This is a genomic window from Bradyrhizobium dasycarpum (assembly GCF_042019905.1).
In the GTDB taxonomy this organism is placed as follows: Bacteria; Pseudomonadota; Alphaproteobacteria; order Rhizobiales; family Xanthobacteraceae; genus Bradyrhizobium; species Bradyrhizobium japonicum_B.
Window position 1 is genome coordinate 3,242,924 of record NZ_CP169574.1, and the last position, 14,603, is coordinate 3,257,526.

The 14,603-nt window shown below is 65.9% G+C and carries 13 protein-coding genes and 1 pseudogene; 5 read left to right on the top strand and 9 right to left on the bottom strand.

The window, feature by feature from the left end; translation table 11 throughout:
- Window positions 1–155: 155 nt before the first annotated feature.
- The gene (locus ACETMP_RS15705) at window positions 156–923 is read left to right on the top strand and encodes a rhodanese-related sulfurtransferase (RefSeq protein ID WP_375161628.1); all 768 of its coding nucleotides are present in this window, start codon (window positions 156–158) and stop codon (window positions 921–923) included.
- Window positions 913–1,131: a SlyX family protein gene (locus tag ACETMP_RS15710; protein ID WP_257176205.1), complete on the top strand. Its 219-nt coding sequence runs from the start codon at window positions 913–915 to the stop codon at window positions 1,129–1,131. Before ACETMP_RS15705 ends, ACETMP_RS15710 begins: the two co-directional genes overlap by 11 nt.
- A 5-nt stretch (window positions 1,132–1,136) precedes the next feature.
- Here ACETMP_RS15710 and ACETMP_RS15715 read toward each other — a convergent pair whose 3' ends face one another.
- Window positions 1,137–3,041: a diguanylate cyclase gene (locus ACETMP_RS15715; protein WP_375161629.1), complete on the bottom strand. Its 1,905-nt coding sequence runs from the start codon at window positions 3,039–3,041 to the stop codon at window positions 1,137–1,139.
- Window positions 3,042–3,216: 175 nt separating this feature from the next.
- Entirely contained in the window at window positions 3,217–3,429 is a 213-nt protein-coding gene (locus ACETMP_RS15720) for a hypothetical protein (protein ID WP_375161630.1), read from the bottom strand.
- Window positions 3,430–3,536: 107 nt separating this feature from the next.
- Here ACETMP_RS15720 and hemE point away from each other — a divergent pair.
- Window positions 3,537–4,570 (top strand): annotated as a pseudogene (gene hemE / locus ACETMP_RS15725) (uroporphyrinogen decarboxylase).
- Between the two features lie 24 nt (window positions 4,571–4,594).
- Here hemE and hemC read toward each other — a convergent pair.
- The 3 genes from hemC to ACETMP_RS15740 all read right to left on the bottom strand — a co-directional run bounded on the left by hemC (window position 4,595) and on the right by ACETMP_RS15740 (window position 7,927).
- Entirely contained in the window at window positions 4,595–5,575 is a 981-nt protein-coding gene (hemC, locus tag ACETMP_RS15730) for a hydroxymethylbilane synthase (protein ID WP_375161631.1), read from the bottom strand.
- Window positions 5,576–5,658: 83 nt separating this feature from the next.
- Window positions 5,659–7,284: a GMC family oxidoreductase gene (locus tag ACETMP_RS15735; RefSeq protein ID WP_375161632.1), complete on the bottom strand. Its 1,626-nt coding sequence runs from the start codon at window positions 7,282–7,284 to the stop codon at window positions 5,659–5,661.
- Between the two features lie 52 nt (window positions 7,285–7,336).
- On the bottom strand, window positions 7,337–7,927 hold the full coding sequence (locus tag ACETMP_RS15740) for a TetR/AcrR family transcriptional regulator (protein ID WP_375161633.1): 591 nt from the start codon (window positions 7,925–7,927) through the stop codon (window positions 7,337–7,339).
- A 101-nt stretch (window positions 7,928–8,028) separates the two neighbouring features.
- Between ACETMP_RS15740 and ACETMP_RS15745 the strand changes: the two genes are divergently transcribed.
- The gene (locus tag ACETMP_RS15745) at window positions 8,029–8,394 is read left to right on the top strand and encodes a nuclear transport factor 2 family protein (protein WP_375161634.1); all 366 of its coding nucleotides are present in this window, start codon (window positions 8,029–8,031) and stop codon (window positions 8,392–8,394) included.
- 19 nt (window positions 8,395–8,413) lie between these two features.
- Here ACETMP_RS15745 and ACETMP_RS15750 read toward each other — a convergent pair whose 3' ends face one another.
- The gene (locus tag ACETMP_RS15750) at window positions 8,414–9,406 is read right to left on the bottom strand and encodes a hypothetical protein (protein WP_375161635.1); all 993 of its coding nucleotides are present in this window, start codon (window positions 9,404–9,406) and stop codon (window positions 8,414–8,416) included.
- Between the two features lie 294 nt (window positions 9,407–9,700).
- Here ACETMP_RS15750 and ACETMP_RS15755 point away from each other — a divergent pair, with 294 nt between their 5' ends.
- A complete protein-coding gene (locus tag ACETMP_RS15755; RefSeq protein WP_375161636.1) occupies window positions 9,701–11,662 on the top strand; it encodes a putative bifunctional diguanylate cyclase/phosphodiesterase in 1,962 nt (653 codons plus the stop codon).
- A 33-nt stretch (window positions 11,663–11,695) separates the two neighbouring features.
- Here ACETMP_RS15755 and ACETMP_RS15760 read toward each other — a convergent pair whose 3' ends face one another.
- Genes ACETMP_RS15760 through ACETMP_RS15770 form a run of 3 tightly spaced genes read right to left on the bottom strand, consistent with a single transcriptional unit; the run spans window position 11,696 to window position 14,493 of the window.
- Entirely contained in the window at window positions 11,696–12,676 is a 981-nt protein-coding gene (locus ACETMP_RS15760; RefSeq protein ID WP_375161637.1) for a PDR/VanB family oxidoreductase, read from the bottom strand.
- 11 nt (window positions 12,677–12,687) lie between these two features.
- Window positions 12,688–13,440: a GntR family transcriptional regulator gene (locus ACETMP_RS15765; RefSeq protein ID WP_375161638.1), complete on the bottom strand. Its 753-nt coding sequence runs from the start codon at window positions 13,438–13,440 to the stop codon at window positions 12,688–12,690.
- 3 nt (window positions 13,441–13,443) lie between these two features.
- The gene (locus ACETMP_RS15770; RefSeq protein WP_126260544.1) at window positions 13,444–14,493 is read right to left on the bottom strand and encodes an aromatic ring-hydroxylating dioxygenase subunit alpha; all 1,050 of its coding nucleotides are present in this window, start codon (window positions 14,491–14,493) and stop codon (window positions 13,444–13,446) included.
- Window positions 14,494–14,603 lie beyond the last annotated feature (110 nt).

The following is a 14,603-nucleotide window of genomic DNA, read 5'->3' on the forward strand; positions in this document are numbered from 1 at the left end:
GATCTCGGAAAACCGGGTCTACATGACACATTCCCGCAGCCCTCGGCAATGCTGGCATGCCAGCGAAATGGCTGCCATCCGCTGGACGTATGGACCTTCGCGGCCGGCGGCGATGTGGGTTTTCGGAGCGGCGGGCGCCTGCTAAACGAGCCGCCATGTCTGATCCGCATTCGGTCACCAAAGTCGCAGCCTTCTACCAGTTCGCCGCCCTCCCGGATTACCGCGAGCTGCGCGAGCCCCTGCGCGCGTTCTGCGCCGGCCTGAAGCTGAAGGGCAGCGTGCTGCTGGCGCAGGAGGGCATCAACGGCACGCTCGCCGGCGCGCCGGCCGCGATCGACGCCCTCGCGCATGAGCTGACGCACGGCGACCTGTTCGGCGGCAGGCTCGACAATCTCGAATTGAAATTCTCGACCGCCGAGACGATGCCGTTCGGGCGGCTCAAGGTGCGGCTGAAGAAGGAGATCGTCACGCTTGGCGACGCCGCTGCCGATCCGATCCGTCAGGTCGGCACCTACGTCGAGGCAAGCGAATGGAACGCGCTGATCTCCGCGCCCGACACGCTGCTGCTCGACACCCGCAACGCCTTCGAGGTGGCGATGGGAACGTTCGAGGGCGCGGTCGACCCCAGCATCAGGAGCTTCGGCCAGTTCAAGGATTTCGCCGCCGAGCGGCTCGATCCGGCAAAGCATCGGAAGATCGCGATGTTCTGCACTGGCGGCATCCGCTGCGAGAAGGCCAGCGCGCATCTGCTCGCGCGCGGCTTTGCCGAGGTCTATCACCTCAAGGGCGGCATCCTCAGATATCTGGAAGAGGTGCCGGAGGCGCAGAGCCGATGGCGCGGCGAATGCTTCGTGTTCGACGAGCGCGTCGCACTCGGCCACGGTTTGCGCGAACGGAATAAGGACGCAGCGCGTGACGAATGAGATCAGGACTCTGAGCGAGCGCATCGACACGCTGGAGACGCGGCTCGCCTATCAGGACGACACGATCGAGACGTTGAACCAGACCATCACCGCGCAGTGGAAGCAGATCGATCTGTTGACGCGAAAGATCGCAGAGCTCGGCGAGCGGCTGCAGGACGCCGAGGCCAATGCGCCTGGGCCTGCCAACGAGCCGCCGCCGCATTATTGAGCCGCCTACTGGCCGGACGCCTTGGGCATCAAGTTCATGAGCTCGCCGGACATCATCAGGCGGTTGCGGCCTGCGTCCTTGGCCGCATAGAGCGCGCGGTCGGCCGCTTCGACCAGCGCACTCACGCCCGCCGTGCGCTCCAGCGCGGGCCGGCACGTCGCGCCGCCGACCGAGGCGGTGACGCAACCGGCGGCCTGATTGCTGTCATGAACGAGGCCGGCGTCGTGAATGGCCTTGCGGATCCGTTCGCCGACCTGGGCGCAGCCGACGGCATCGGTGTTCGGCAGCAGCATGGCAAATTCCTCGCCGCCATAGCGCGCCGCCAGATCGCCGGCGCGCTGCGTCTCGGCCGCGATGATCTTTGCGACCAGGCGCAGGCAGGCATCGCCTGCGGGGTGGCCGTATTCGTCGTTATAGGCCTTGAAATGATCGACATCGATCATGAGCAAAGCGAGGCTGGAGCGGTCGCGATAAGCGCGCGCCCATTCCTCCTTCAGCCGCTCGTCGAAACGGCGGCGATTGGCGAGGCCGGTGAGGCTGTCTTCGATCGCCAACGTCTCGAGCCTGGTCTCCAGCTTCTTGTGCTCGGAAATGTCGCGGGAGATCGCGACCACGCCGTCGATGCGGCCATTGTCCTTGCGCGTCACCCGCATGGTCGATTCCAGCCAGACTTCGCCGTTTTGCCGGTGCGAGTTGCGGTAGGTGAGGCGCGCCTCCTCCCGCTCGCCGCGCTTCATGGCGTCGACGACGGCCTGGACCGCCGGCAGATCCTCCGGATTGATGCCCGCAAGAGCCGGCGTGCCGATCAATTGATTGGGGCGCCAACCGACGACGCGTACGGACGAGGGCGAGACATAGCGCAGGTGCTCGTCGAGCCCGATGCGGGTCACCATGTCGCTGGAGCCTTCGGCGAGCAGGCGGAAATGCGCCTCCTTCTCGACCAGCGCCGCGGCCATGCGCTGGCCGCGCTGCAGCTGCCGTACCAGCACGGCGCCGATGACTGCGATCAGCATCACCAGCGCGACGACGTAGAGCATGCGGGAGATTGCCGCGGCACGCCAGGGTGCCAGCAGCTCGTCCTTGTCGATCGTGGCAATCAGGAGGAGCGGGAAACGGCTGCTGCGCTTGAAGAAGCTGACGCGCTCGGCATTATCCAGCGGCGACTTGAAATGGTAGGCGCCGCTCGGCCGCTGCAGGTTGGCGTCGCGGAAGAACGGCGTGTCGGAAACGTTGCGTCCGACGAACGTGTCGTTGCTGGGATTGCGCGCGATCATCAGGCCGTCGCCATGCGTGAGCGACACCGAGCTGTTGCGGCCGATCTCGAACTGCTCGTAGAAATGCGAAAGATACTTTGAGCTGATGGCCGCGATCACCACGCCGCCGAAGCTGCCGTCCGGCTTGTTGAAGCGGCGCGACAGCGTGACTACCCATTCTCCGTCCAGGAGGCTCTTTACGGGACGGCCGACATAGGGCTCTCGTCTCAGGGAGAGCTGATGATAGCGGAAGAACGCATCATCGCTGAGCGTTGACCCGATCGTGCCAGGCGAGGTCAGCCAGTTGCCCTGGTCGTCGATGATGGCGAGGCTGTGAATGCGCTCGATGGCCTTCTTGCGCGCTTCCAACAGGATGCGCAGCTTCGCGATCGTGACCGGCGCAGTGCCGTCCATCTCGAGCCGGCTGACGACGCCAACTACGCCGGAATCCAGGAGATCGAGGCTGTCCTCGGCATGCTGGGTCAGCGACCGGGCGACGTTCGCCATTTCGGTCTCGGCACCCCTCAGCACCGCATCGCGCGCGGTCCATTCGCGCCAGCCGCTGACGCCGAGGATGGCCGCGCCGGTCAGCGCGACGAAAGCCGCCGCAAGCAACGGCAGGTGGCTCCATCCAGTTCGCTGGGTCGTAACACTCATGCAGCAGAATTTCTCCGATGTTTCGGAGCCTCTGCCGCTTCTGTTAGTGAACTCTGAAATCGCGCCGGCAATACGCAGAGTCTGCCGGTTTCCCGGTAGTCCTACGGACGCCGCAATCGGCGCATCGCTAACAACATGTTAGCGATCCTATCGGAATCCGGCGTACCTCCGCCCGCTAGCTGAAGATCGCCTTGACCTTGTCCCAGAGCGAGGGACTGTCGGCCTCGGCATCGGCCTTCGAGGGCGTCGGCTGCGCCGCGCTCACGGGATCGGATGCCGGGAAGGTGTCCTTCAGCCCGGCGTCGAGCTTGGATTGCCGATCGGCGGCCAGCGCCTCGTGCAGATCGTCGGCATGCTTGTCGGGCGGCGCGGGATTGAATTCAGCCATGATGTCCTCCGTCGGCTGGGACAACGCGGCCCTGCTGCGCTGGTTCCCCTGTTCCGCTGAGGGCCGAGGCGGTGTATCAGGGGCGATAACCCTGTTCAGGACCATTCGTGCCCCAATCTGCAAAAATGCCCTTCATCGACGTGCTCTCCGGCCAACGCCAGAGCATCCCGCCCATGTGGATGATGCGGCAGGCCGGCCGCTATCTGCCGGAATATCGCGAGGTGCGCGCCAAGGCCGGCGGCTTCCTCGACCTCTGCTTCAATCCGGAGCTTGCAGCCGAGGTGACGCTGCAGCCGATCCGCAGGTTCGGCTTCGACGCCGCGATCATCTTCTCGGACATTCTCGTCATCCCCTACGCGCTCGGGCGCTCGGTGCGGTTCGAGGTTGGCGAGGGCCCGCGGCTGGATCCGCTGGATGATCCCGCCAAGGTCGCGACGCTCTCGCCGCGCGCCGACTTCGGCAAGCTCGAGCCGGTGTTCCAGGCGCTCAAGCTCGTGCGCGGCGCGCTGGACCCGAAGATCGCGCTGATCGGCTTCTGCGGCGCGCCGTGGACGGTCGCGACCTACATGGTCGCCGGCCAGGGCACGCCCGACCAGGCGCCGGCACGGATGATGGCCTACCGGCATCCGGAGGCGTTCGCTGAAATCATCGACGTGCTGGTCGAGAACTCGGTTCAATACCTGCTGGCGCAGCTCGAAGCCGGCGCCAATGCCTTGCAGATCTTCGACACCTGGGCGGGCGTGCTGCCGCCAACCGAATTCGCGCGCTGGTCGGTCGAGCCGACGCGGCGCATCGTCGAGGGGTGCGGGCCAAGGTGCCGGATGCCAAGATCATCGGCTTCCCCCGCGGCGCCGGCGCGCTGCTGCCGGCTTATGTCGAGGCGACCGGCGTCAATGCGGTCAGCATGGACTGGACCGCGGAGCCGGCCTTCATCCGCGACCACGTGCAGAGCAAGGTCGCCGTGCAGGGCAATCTCGATCCGCTGGTGCTGATCGCGGGCGGCGCGGCGCTCGATCGCGCGATCGACAACGTGCTGGCCAATTTCGCGCAAGGGCGCCTGATCTTCAATCTCGGCCACGGCATCCAGCCGGAAACGCCGATCGCCCATGTCGAGCAGATGATCAAGCGCGTGCGGGGATGATTGGCGAGCGGTCTCTCCGCATCGTCAGCGCGGCCGGCTGCGCTCGATGATCTCGGCTGCGCCCTTCGTCAGCAGGTCCAGGCCCACCGCACGCCCGAGCTCGCGCGGGCGATCGGCCGGGCCTTCGCGCGAGGCCTCGATGATGGTGTTGCCGGAGAGATCGAGCACGGACGCGGTGAGCGACATCCGATCGCCCGCGATGGTCGAGAAGCCCGCCACCGGCGAATTGCAATGACCGTTCAGCACCCACAGCACCTCGCGCTCGGCGTCGGCGCAGGCATGCGCGGCGGGATCGTCGATCGACGACAGGATCTTTCGCGTCTGCCAGTCCTGCGCCGCGCATTCGACGGCGACGATGCCCTGCCCCGCCGCAGGCAGCATCTCAGCCGGGGTGAATTCATAGGCGATGCGATCGGCGAGGCCGACGCGGTCGAGGCCCGACCGCGCCATGATCAACGCGTCGGCCGGCCCCACGGCGCCGCCATCCGGCAGCCGCTGCATCTCGCCATTGTCGAGCTTGCGCACGCGCGTGTCGGCGGCGCCGCGGAAGTGGATCACTTCGACTTCCGGAAACAGCCGGCGGGCATAGGCGGCGCGGCGTACCGCGTTGGTGCCGAGCTTGAAGCCCTTGCCGCGGGACTGGCGCAGCGCCTGCAACGTCGCGCCGTCGCGCAGCACCAGAGCGTCGGTCGGCGGATCGCGCGACAGCGTGGCGCCGATCACGAGGCCGGGCGTGTCCTCGTTGCCCGGCATGTCCTTCAGCGAATGCATTGCCGCTTGAAGCTCGCCCGACCGCACGGCCGCCCGGATCTGCGCCACGAAGGCGCCGCCCTTGCCGCCATGCGGCAGCAGCTTGCTGGTCTGATCGAGATCGCCCGTGGTGTCGAACTTGACGATCTCGACGTCGAGACCGGGCACGGCGGCGGTCAGGCGACGCGCGATCTCTTCCGTCTGGGCCAGCGCCATCGCGCTCTTGCGTGTGCCGATCTTCAGTCGCGTAGCCAAGTCCTGGTCCTTTCGAGAGGCGCGTCGTTATCTTTGAGCATGATCTGATCGGAAAACCGGTTCCCGCCTTTCCGGATCATGCTCTACCGCGCATCCTCCAATATCATGTCGGAAGCCTTCTCGGCGATCATGATGATCGGCGCATTGGTGTTCCCCGAGACGAGGTCCGGCATGATGGAGCCGTCGACGACCCGCAGGCCTTCGAGACCCCTCACCTTCAACCGCTGATCGACCACCGCGAGCGGGTCGTTGCCCATACGACAGGTCGAGGTCGGATGGTAGATGGTGCTGCCGCGCTCGCGGCAATAGTCCAATATTTCGGCATCCGTGGATACCTTCGCCCCGGGATCGTATTCGCTGACCACGAACGGCTTCAGCGCCGGTGCGTTCAGGATCTTGCGCAAGATCTTGATGCCTTCGACGTTGGTGGTGCGGTCAGTCTCGGTCGACATGTAGTTGATACGGATTTCCGGCGGCACGGTCGGGTCGGCGCTTCTGATGCGCAGGGAACCGCGACTCTCGGGGCGGAGCTGGCACACCGACGCGGTGAAGCCGGAGAAATCGTGCAGCTTCTCGCCCATCTTGTCGGTCGAGAACGGCAGGAAGTGCACCTGGATGTCGGGCGAGGCGAGCCGCGGGCTGGTCTTGAAGAACGCGCCGGCGGTGCCGGCCGCAATCGTCAGCCATCCCTTTCGGAACAGCGCATAACGCGCGCCGGCCATGGTGCGGCGGAGCGGATGATTGACGGTGTCGTTCAGCGTGATCTTCTGCGAGCAACGCATCACGATGCGGACCTGCATGTGGTCCTGCAGGTCGTGACCGACTCCCGGCGCATCCAACACGACGCCAATGCCGTGCTTGCGCAGGAGATCGGCGGGGCCGACGCCGGAGAGCTGAAGCAGCTGCGGCGAGTTGTAGGCGCCGCTCGACAGCACGATCTCTCTTCGCGCGCGGGCCCGCCTGAGTTGCGCGCCTTGCCGATATTCGACGCCGACGGCGCGGCGGCCCTCGAACAGCACGCGGTGGCCGAGCGCGTTCGTTTCGATCTTGAGATTGCCGCGTGCCTTGGCGGGGCCGAGATAAGCCACCGAGGTCGAGGCGCGGCGGCCGTTGCGTGTCGTGGTCTGGAACAGGCCGACGCCCTCCTGCGTGGCGCCGTTGAAGTCGGGGTTGTAGGGCAGACCGCTCTCGACCGCGGCGTCGAGGAACGCCTTTGACAGCGGGTCGGTGACGACCATGTTGGAGACCGGCAGCGGTCCGCCCGTGCCGTGATATTGATCGGCGCCGCGCGACTGGTTCTCGGCCTTCTTGAAATAGGGCAGCACGTCGTCATAACCCCAGCCGGTATTGCCGAGCTGGCGCCAGCGATCATAATCCTCGTGCTGGCCGCGGACATAAAGCAGGCCGTTGATCGAGCTCGAGCCGCCCAGCGTCTTGCCACGCGGCTGGAACACCTGGCGGCCCTTCAGCTCGGGCTCCGGCTCGGTCTGGTACATCCAGTTGACGCTCTTCTCCTTGAACAGCTTGCCGTAGCCGAGCGGCACGTGGATCCAGATGTTGGAATCCTTTGGCCCGGCCTCGAGCAGCAGCACTGTGTGCTTACCGTTCGCCGACAGCCTGTTGGCCAGCACGCAGCCGGCAGAGCCGGCGCCGACGATGATGTAATCGAACTCTGGATCGGACGGCGTGAGGGAGGAAGTTGCGTTCATGCGCTGCGGTTCTTCTTGTTGGAGCGGGCGTTCCGGTTCGTCACTAACACGATCATGCCTTGACGCGCAGCGCCTCGACCAGCGACTTGAACGCACGGGCATATTCCGCGCCCGCCCTTGCGATGTCAGCGCGCCCGGCGCAGGCGACCGCAGCCTCGGTGACGGCGCCGAGCAGCAGCCGCGCCAAGGGCTCGACCGGCTGCTTTGCGATGAGACCGGCGTCCATCGCCGCCGCCAGCGCGCGCGGCAGCTTGCCGCCAAAGTGTCTTGCGTCGATCTCGCGCCAGCGCTCCCAGCCGAGCACCGCAGGGCCGTCGCGCAAGATGATCTGGCCGGTCGGGCCGTTCGCGGTCGCGGCGAAGTAATGCTGGGTGCCGGCGACCATCGCGGCCAGCACGTCTTTCTCCGCGCGCGCGGCTCCGTCGATCTCGACGACGAGGTCGCGCGAGACCTGGTCGAACACGGCTTCGAACACCGCCTCCTTGGTCTTGAAGTGATGATAGACCGCGCCCTTGGCTACGCGGGCCCCCTCCGCGATCTCGTCCATGGTGGTGGCGGCGAAGCCTCGCGTCCCGAACAGGCGGCGGGCCGCCGTCAGGATCGCCTCCGATGTCGCCGCCCGCCGCTCCGCCTGCTTCGCCATGGCTCTCGTCTAGTCCAATCATGCGCCGGCCGCCAGTTGACTTTTCGACCGCCAGTCGGTATTTACAGACTAACAGTCGGTTTATGTCCTGGAGGTGCGTCATGCCGAGCCGTGAGGTAGTCGAAGCGTTCGCAAAGAGGCTGGAGGATGGCGACTTCGTCGGAGCGATCCTCGACTACTACACGCCCGATGCCGCGACCTACGAGAATCTCGCCGCGCCGGTGGTCGGGCGCGACAAGCTCGCGGACAAGGAGCGTGGGGTGCTGGCGGCCTTCAAGGCCGTCACCGCCGTGCGCCTCGGCCCCAGCTTGATCGCTGGCGACATTGTCGCCAGCCGCTGGAAATTCTCCTTCACCAATACTGAGGGCGTGACGCGGACGCTGGAGGAGATCGCCTGGCAGACCTGGCGCGGCAATGAGATTCTCGAGGAGCGCTTCTTCTACGATCCGAAACAGCTCGGACGCTGAGTGTTTCCGGGGATTGCCACTATCGGTACAGCATAACCACGGCGATGCTGATGAGAGGCGCAAGAAACCAGACGGCCTGCCACGCGGAGCCGTCGATCGACCACCGTCCATAGACGATGGTGCCGCCGTTCCGGGATGACGACCCCGGTTGATCCCGGAACGCCTTCCATCGCGCCTCGGCAGGCCCGAGAAAATCTTCCGGCTTGACCGTCATGTCGGCGCCGCTAAGCACCACCTGCATCATCTCGCCTTTCGGCTGGAACATGGCTTCAGACCCGGGCGGCGCGAAGAAGCTGCGCTTCGGAGCGATATGCTGCTCATAGAAGTCCTGACCGACCGTGACGGCCGCAGCATATGGACTGACGAACGGCACCCCCGAGATGCCGGGAACGACGAGATGGCCGACCCCGCGCACCTCATGCCAGGGAATGAAGAGGCCCTTGAGCCAGGGCCTGTGAAACCGGATGCCGGCGGCAGACATGGAGACGACCGCCCGGTCCGCGTAGAGGTGCCGGTAAGCTGAAAACGCGATCCATCCCAAGCCCAGATAGAGCAGCATCCAGCCGAAAACATTCAGCGATGGATTCACGAGACGGCTCCAATAGAGACTGGGCACGGCGCCGACATAATTGGAGCGTCCGCTTGGCCCGCCGACCAACACGCTGATCACACCGATCACGCCGGAGACGATGATCAGGACAAGGACGCCGATCAACAATTCGAGAAGCAATGGCAGCCCGGATCGTCCGATCAGCGTCGTCAGTGCAAAGCCTGCGAACGCCAGACCCAGGAGAGCCAGATAGACGGCGGCCAAGGCCGCTCCGCTTTGGCCGCGGCTTTCGGCATGAAGCGCGATCGCAAGGCCGGCGACGCAAGCCCACATCGCCCAGGGAAGGCGGTCCATCCGCCACTTGTCCATCGTGTATTCGACCGTTGCCGAAACGTCGGCTGAAGGCTCGCTCATGAACAGGCCCTCGGGATCGTAAACGTATCCGTTGCCGACGCGGCGCACGGAAGCCTGGTCGGTCCACAAATCCTATCACGCGATCGAGGACGACGTCTCCCCCGGCCGAGGGTTGAAGCCGCGGCGCACTGGATGCCCCGCTTCCGCGGAGCATGACAGCGGCGTTGGACGCCAGCATTCCTCTGCCATCCCGCATTTGTATCGATTTGTTATCGATACTTGGCACGAACACGCAGAAGTGGTCAGCGCCAATCCCGCGGCGAAGGATAATTCATAGTTCGTCAAAGGTTTGCGGCGAATTCTCCGCACCGAGCCGGACCAACGGCGCATGCAGGCTCTGGAATGCGGACTCAACTGACCACCTATTTCGCGCGGCTGTTTGCCGGCGATCTGTCGGCGTTCGGCGGTCCCGTGACGGACGAAGCCGTGGCCGGCCATATCCGTGCCGAGCAGATGTCGCTCGTGCTCGGCTATTCGGTCGGCATCATGCTTGCCAATGCCTTCAACGCCATCGTGCTCGCCATCGCGCTTTGGCAGTCGCCGGACCGGATTTCCGCGCTGATCTGGGCCGCCGCCGTGGCCGGCGCGGCGATCGCGTTCGGCCTGCAATCCCGCACCGCGGGCCGCATCACCAAGCCGCAATTCGTCTCGCGCCGCGCCATGCACCGCCTGGTGCGAAATGCCTTCGTCCTCGGCGCCGCCTGGGGCATCGTCCCCGCCGCGTTCTTCGCCGACGCCTCGACCGGCGGCCAGCTCGTCATCACCTGCCTGTGCTCGGGCATGCTGGCCGGCGGCGCGCTCGCCTTCGCCACCATCCCGATCGCGGCCATCGCCTTCACGGCACCGATCTTCGTCGGGATCGCCATCTGCCTCGGCAGGAGCGGCGATCTGGCCTTTGTCCTGATCGCCTTCCTCGTCGTGGTTTACGGCAGCGTGCTGTTGCGTGGCGTGTTCGTCAATTCGTTCTCGTTCGCGCGGCGCGTCACGCAGCAGATCGAGGCGGAGCGCACGGTGCGGCTGGATCCCCTGACCCACCTGCCCAACCGCGTCGCCTTCAACGAGACGCTCGAGGCTGCGCTCAAGCGGCTGACGCTGTCCGGCGAGGAGTTTGCAGTTTTGCTGCTCGATCTCGATCGCTTCAAGGAGGTCAACGACAAGCTAGGCCATCCCGCCGGCGACGAATTCCTGGTCCAGGTCGCCAACCGCCTGCGACGCTGCACACGCGCCGCCGAGCATGTCGCGCGCATCGGCGGCGACGAGTTCGCGCTGGTGATGACCAATCTGGCGCGCCCGGAAGATGCCCTGGAGATCGCCGAGCGCTTCGTCGCGGCCTTCGACGAGCCGTTCCGCATCGAGGGCCGCCAGATCGTGGGCGCCACCAGCGTCGGCATCGTGCTGGCGCCGCGCGACGGCAGCGCGGCGCTCGACATCATGAAGAATGCCGATACGGCGCTCTACCGCGCCAAGAAGGCGGGCCCGGGCAGCATCTGCTTCTTCGAGGCCAGCGACGACAAGGTGTCGCGCGATCGCAAGGCGCTGCAATCGGACCTCGAGGGCGCGATCGCGCGAAACGAGCTGTTCCTCGTATTCCAGCCGTTCCTCGACCTCGACCGAAGCCGGATCACCGGCTTCGAGGCGCTGCTGCGCTGGCAGCATCCCGAGCGCGGATTGGTGCCGCCGAGCGAATTCATCCCGATCGCGGAGGAGACCGGGCTGATCCACGAGATCGGCGAATGGGTCGTTCGCCGCGCCTGCGCGACAGTCGCCAAATGGCCTGACGAGATCAGGGTCGCCGTGAACTTCTCGGCGGCGCAGTTTCACAACGCCGGCATCCTCCAGATCATCGTGCAGGCGCTCCGCGAGGCGAGGATCGCTCCGCACCGGCTCGAGATCGAGATCACGGAATCGATGCTGCTGTCGAAATACGGCTTGGCTGAGCCGGTGCTCAACGCGCTGCTGCAGCTCGGCGTCACAGTGGCGCTGGACGATTTCGGGACGGGGTTCTCCTCTCTCACCTATCTGCGCAAGCTGCCGTTCAGCCGTATCAAGGTCGACCAGTCCTTCATCCGCGACATGCTGGTGCAGCCCGACTGCGCCGCGATCGTGAAGTCGGTGATCGGCCTTGCCCGCGACCTCGACATCGGCGTGGTGGCCGAAGGCGTCGAGACCGCCGACCAGCTGGAATATCTCAGGCAGATCGGCTGCGACGAGATTCAAGGCTACCTGATCAGCCGCCCGGTGTCGGCGGACAGCGTGCTGGCGCTGCTGGAGACGAGGAAGCTCCGGGCGACCTTCGCGGCGTAGGTCTTCTCCACGTCCATCCGGGCTACGATCACCTCAAACCGCGTCCGCCCGCAGCAACGTGTCCACCGTGATGGTCCCCCGCGCGCGGGAGACGCAGGCGCAGATCTTCTGGTTGCTCTCTTTCTGGTGGTCGCTGAAGAAGACGTCGCGATGGTCGATCTCGCCGTCGACATCGACCACGTCGATGGCGCACAGGCCGCATTCGCCGCGCTTGCAGTCGTACATCACGTCGTGGCCGCTGGCATTGAGCACATCCAGCATCGAGCGCTCGCGCGGGATCTCCAGCTCGACATTCGAACCCTTCAAGCGCACCCGGAACGCCTCGGTCGGCAGCGTGCCGCTGGAGCCGAAAGTCTCGTAGCGCAGGTCGGGCAACGGGTGGCCGGCGCCGATCCAGGCGTGGCGTGCGGCATCGAGCATGCGCATCGGCCCGCAGAACAGTGCAAGCGCGCCCTTGGGGAGCGAGTCGAACAGCGCGTCGAGATCGAGCCGCTTGCCTTCGTCGCCGGCATGAACGACCAGGCGATCGCCGAGCAGCGCGGCGAGATCGTCGAGATAGGCCGCCTCTGCCCGCGAGCGCACCGCATAGTGCAGTTTGACGTCGGCCCCGCGCCGCACCAGGGCCTGCGCGGCGCCGAGGATCGGCGTGATGCCGATGCCGCCGGCAATCAGGCAATAGCTGTCGCGTGACCAGTCCACCGCAAGGAGCGAGGCCGGCTGGGTGATGTCGAGCCGCGCGCCCGGCTTGAGCTGCCACATGTAGCGCGAGCCGCCGCGGGAATCGTCAGCGCGGCGCACCGCGATCTTGAAGCCGTGCGGCGAGGCCTCGCCGACCAGCGAATAGGATCGCGTCTCCGGCAGGCCGTCGATGGTCACGCTGATATTGATGTGGCTGCCGACCGGATAGGCGACAGCGCCATACTGATCCGGCCGGATCAGGAATTCGCGGATGCCGGGGGCGAGATCGCGCGTCGAGACGAGCGTTGCCGGAGTCCAGGTTTCGATGAAGCGCATGGTGACGGCCCTCAGTCGGCTGCGGACTTGATCAGTGCGAACGCCGGCAACAGGTCCAGATGGGTCCGGTTGCGCAGCGCGAGCCGCAAGTTGCGCACGGCGAGCCGTGCGTGCTCGCGCATGATCGCTTCGGCGCGCGCGCCTTCGCGGTTCTCGATCGCGTCGATCACGACGCGGTGGTGGTCCTGCCCGATGATCAGGATCTGCTGCGCCTCCGGCAGCGCCGATTGCGCCATCACGAAGCCGCTGGGAGATGCGAACGGCAGCGCCGAGGCACGGTCGATCTGGCGGATCAAGGGCGGGCTGCGCGACAATTCGGTGAGCAGCGCGTGGAAGCGCGCGTTCAACGTGACATAGGACGAGAACGCTTCGATCGAGATCGGCACCTGGCGCAGCAATTCGTCGATCGCGGCCAGGCACTCCTTCAGCGGCTCGAGCTCGCGCGCGGAGACGCCGCGCTCGGCCGCAAAGCGCGCGGCGAGGCCTTCCAGCGTGCCGCGCAGCTCGATGGAATCGGAGATGTCGCGTTCGGAGAACGCCTTCACCATGAAGCCGCCAGAGGGAATCGCCTCCAGGAGGCCCTCCTCCTCCAGCCGCACCAGCGCCATGCGTACCGGAGTGCGCGAGGCGCCGGTGGTCTCCACCGCCTGCAGCTCGGAGATGCGCTCGCCCGGCCGCAAGGTGCCGGACAGGATCTGGTCGCGCAGCGCGAGCTGCGCCTTCACGGTCTGCGAGACGGAGCGGTCGACCTCACGCTCGGCCATGACCTACTCCGCGGCCTGAAGGCGCTGCGGCGCGCTTTCCTTCGCCACCATCTTGTCGATCAGCTTGCGCGACCACATCGCGCCGGCGTCGATGTTGAGGTTGTAGAAGATGCGGTCCGGGTTCTCGTCCATGGCGCGCTGCTGGGCTTCGAGGATCAATTCGTCCTCGCGGAAGATGCCGGAGACGCCCTCGCGGATCTCGGACGTGATGCGCTGCTCACCGAGCTGGTAGTTGCGCACGAAGGCCCAGAAATAGTGGCAGGTCTTCTCGGTCTCCGGCGTGATGGTGTTGAGCACGAAGCCGTTGACGCCCTGCGAGCGGTCGCCTTCCGGGGCGCCGGTACCGGCGGGCGCCACGCCGACATCGATCGCGATGGTGCACGGCGCCTCGAAACGGATGATCTGCCAGCGGTCGACGAGGCCGGGCTTGCCGAGCTGCTTGGCCCAGAACGGCGGCGGCTCGATGTTCCGCATCCAGCGCGTCACCGTGACGGTCTTCTCGCCATGGGTGACGTCGAACGGCGCCTCGGCGACCGCTTCGTTGCCGATCGAGGAGCCGTGCACGAAGGTCTCGTGGGTGAGATCCATGAGATTGTCGAGCACGAGGCGGTAGTCGCACTTGACGTGGATGGTCTTGCCGTCGCCGGCCCAGGCCGGATCGTGATTCCAGTGCAGGTCGGGGACGAGCGCGGGATCGGCCAGCGCGGGATCGCCCATCCAGAGCCAGATGTAGCGGTGGCGCTCGACCACGGGATAGGAGCGTACGCACGCCGACGGGTTGATGGTTTCTTGCGAGGGCATGAAGGTGCAGCGGCCCTGCGCGTTGAATTTCAGGCCGTGATAGCCGCAGACGACGGTGTCGCCTTCGAGCCGGCCCTTGGACAGCGGCACCAGGCGATGCCAGCAGGCGTCCTCCAGCGCGGCGACCGAGCCGTCGGCCTTGCGATACATCACGACATGCTTGCCGCAGATCGTCCGCGGCAGCAGCGCCGGCTTCACCTCGGCATCCCAGGCGGCGGCGTACCAGGCATTCATTGGGAAGGGCTTTGTCATCGGTCTCACTCCCACGGGGCTTATGTATGCGTTATGTATACAATAGCAGAGGGACAGATACGTTCAAGGCCAGTTTAGGAGTATAATAATGCCGTTGCCGTTACAGATGT

Excerpts from the sequence above, each read along its gene's own strand:
- ACETMP_RS15740 (WP_375161633.1), bottom strand. The coding sequence starts at position 7,927 with ATGGCGAAGCAGGCGGAGCGGCGGGCGGCGACATCGGAGGCGATCCTG.
- ACETMP_RS15760 (WP_375161637.1), bottom strand. The coding sequence starts at position 12,676 with ATGCGCTTCATCGAAACCTGGACTCCGGCAACGCTCGTCTCGACGCGC.
- ACETMP_RS15745 (WP_375161634.1), top strand. The coding sequence starts at position 8,029 with ATGCCGAGCCGTGAGGTAGTCGAAGCGTTCGCAAAGAGGCTGGAGGAT.
- ACETMP_RS15735 (WP_375161632.1), bottom strand. The coding sequence starts at position 7,284 with ATGAACGCAACTTCCTCCCTCACGCCGTCCGATCCAGAGTTCGATTAC.
- ACETMP_RS15755 (WP_375161636.1), top strand. The coding sequence starts at position 9,701 with ATGCGGACTCAACTGACCACCTATTTCGCGCGGCTGTTTGCCGGCGAT.
- ACETMP_RS15770 (WP_126260544.1), bottom strand. The coding sequence starts at position 14,493 with ATGACAAAGCCCTTCCCAATGAATGCCTGGTACGCCGCCGCCTGGGAT.
- ACETMP_RS15720 (WP_375161630.1), bottom strand. The coding sequence starts at position 3,429 with ATGGCTGAATTCAATCCCGCGCCGCCCGACAAGCATGCCGACGATCTG.
- ACETMP_RS15705 (WP_375161628.1), top strand. The coding sequence starts at position 156 with ATGTCTGATCCGCATTCGGTCACCAAAGTCGCAGCCTTCTACCAGTTC.
- ACETMP_RS15765 (WP_375161638.1), bottom strand. The coding sequence starts at position 13,440 with ATGGCCGAGCGTGAGGTCGACCGCTCCGTCTCGCAGACCGTGAAGGCG.
- ACETMP_RS15715 (WP_375161629.1), bottom strand. The coding sequence starts at position 3,041 with ATGAGTGTTACGACCCAGCGAACTGGATGGAGCCACCTGCCGTTGCTT.